Genomic DNA, 1,773 nt, shown 5'->3' on the forward strand with positions numbered 1-1,773 from the left:
CGGCGGGAGGGGTCATGGCGGCACCGGTGGCGTCCGGGGCGGGCGGGGTGTCCGGGCTCGTGGCGGCGTCGGTGGGGTCCGGCCGTGTGGTGGTGTTCGTCCCGGCGTCCGCCGCCGGGCCGGGGGCGGGCCGGGGCTCCGGGAGGAGGCGGGAGGCGCCGCCGGGGGCGTGGGCGGCGGCCGTACGGGACAGGGACAGCCACCAGTCGGCCAGGCGGGACACGGCGGCCTCGCGGTCCTGCGGGGGCTCGTCGGACAGGCAGCGTTCGCGGGCGTGTTCGCGTGCGAGGTCGTGGATGCGGTAGCGGGTCTGGCCTGTCTCGTCGACCCCGACGAGCTCCACGAAGTGGCAGTCGACGAGGCTCTCGACGGCCTCCTCGGCGTCGTCCGGCGTGATGTCGAGGAGCGGGGCAGCCACCCACGCCGCGAAGTCGGGGAGTTCGACCAGGGCGAGGCGGCGCAGGGCCCGCCGCTGGCGTTCGCCGAGTTCGGCGTAGCCGAGCTCCAGGCCGGCGCGCAGTTCCAGGTCGCCGGCCCGGAGTTCGTCGAGGCGGCGGCGCTCGTCGCGGAGCCGGGCGGCGAGCCGGGACGGGGTCCAGTGCGGGCGGGCGGCGAGCCGGGCGCCCGCGATCCGTACGGCGAGGGGCAGCCGGCCGCACAGGGCGACGATCTCGGCGGCCTGACCCGGTTCGGCGCCGGCGCGCTCGGGCCCGGCGACCTTCGTCAGCAGGGCCAGCGCCTCGTCCTCCGGGGGAGCCTTCAGGTCGAGGTGGGCGGCGCCTTCGAGGGCGACGAGGCGCTTGCGGCTGGTGATCAGCACGGCGGAGCCCGGTCCGGGCGGCAGCAGGGGCCGCAGATGGGCCTCGCCGACGGCGTTGTCGAGGACCAGCAGTATGCGGCGGCGCGCGATGTGCGTGCGGTACGCCCCGACCAGGTCGTCGACGCCGCCCCTGAGCGTGTCGGGGTCGACGCCGAGCGCCCGCAGCAGCCGCGCGAGCGCGTCGGCGGTGTGGACGGGCGCGGTGTCCGCCGCCCGCAGGTCCAGGAACAGCTGACCGTCGGGGAAACGGGCGGAGAGCCGGTGCCCGATGTGCACGGCGAGCGCGGTCTTGCCCACGCCCGAGCGCCCGGAGATCACCCCCAGGGGCGCGGCGGTCCGCGCCGCGTCACCGGCTCCGCCGAGCAGCCCGAGCGCCCAGGCGACCTCACGCTCCCGTCCGACGAAGTCGGCCACGTCGGGAGGGAGGTGACACGGCATGGGCTGCCCGGCAGCGCCACTGTCGCGCCGCCCCTCCGCCTGGTGCGGCACGGCCGACGCGGCCACCGCGGGCGCGGCCCGGTCCGCCTCGGCACCGGACATGCCGGCCTCGGCACCGGACATGCCGCCCTCGGCAACCGGACCCGAGGGCGTGCCGGTCGGCGCCGACAGCATCCCGGCGGGCGGGTGCGCGGCGGGGGCCGCCGACGCGTCGACAGCCGTGGCTTGGGCCGCCGGGTCGGTGCCGTCCGCCCTGGCCGGGGCCGGCCCTGGGGCAACAGCCGTAGCCGGGGCCGCCGCAGGCACCGTCGACGCCGCCTGCGTGCCGACGGCGGGTCCGCCGCTCGGCCGGGCCGGCAGGGCGGGCGAGTCGGCTGCCGCGGGCCCCGGCGACGGCGCCGACGCCTCGGGCAAGGAGGCCCCTGCGGAAGCCGAATCGCCGGACGGGGCACGGGACGGTCCCGTCGAGCCCTCGGGCAGGGGCGTACCCGCCCGGGAGCCTGACGCCGACGGCT

At 78.9% G+C, this 1,773-nt stretch carries 1 protein-coding gene and 1 pseudogene; one reads left to right on the plus strand and one right to left on the minus strand.

The features are described 5' to 3' along the window. A partial coding sequence (locus HTZ82_RS02300; RefSeq protein ID WP_254711570.1) for an NB-ARC domain-containing protein occupies positions 1-1,381 on the minus strand: 1,381 nt, incomplete at its 3' end. On the opposite strand from HTZ82_RS02300, the pseudogene HTZ82_RS31925 reads away from it, so the two are divergent. Then, a pseudogene (locus tag HTZ82_RS31925) lies at positions 1,380-1,773 on the plus strand (hypothetical protein); the annotation flags it as partial. The gene HTZ82_RS02300 and the pseudogene HTZ82_RS31925 overlap by 2 nt on opposite strands.

Source organism: Streptomyces sp. TRM64462 (genome assembly GCF_013362995.1).
In the GTDB taxonomy this organism is placed as follows: Bacteria; Actinomycetota; Actinomycetes; order Streptomycetales; family Streptomycetaceae; genus Streptomyces.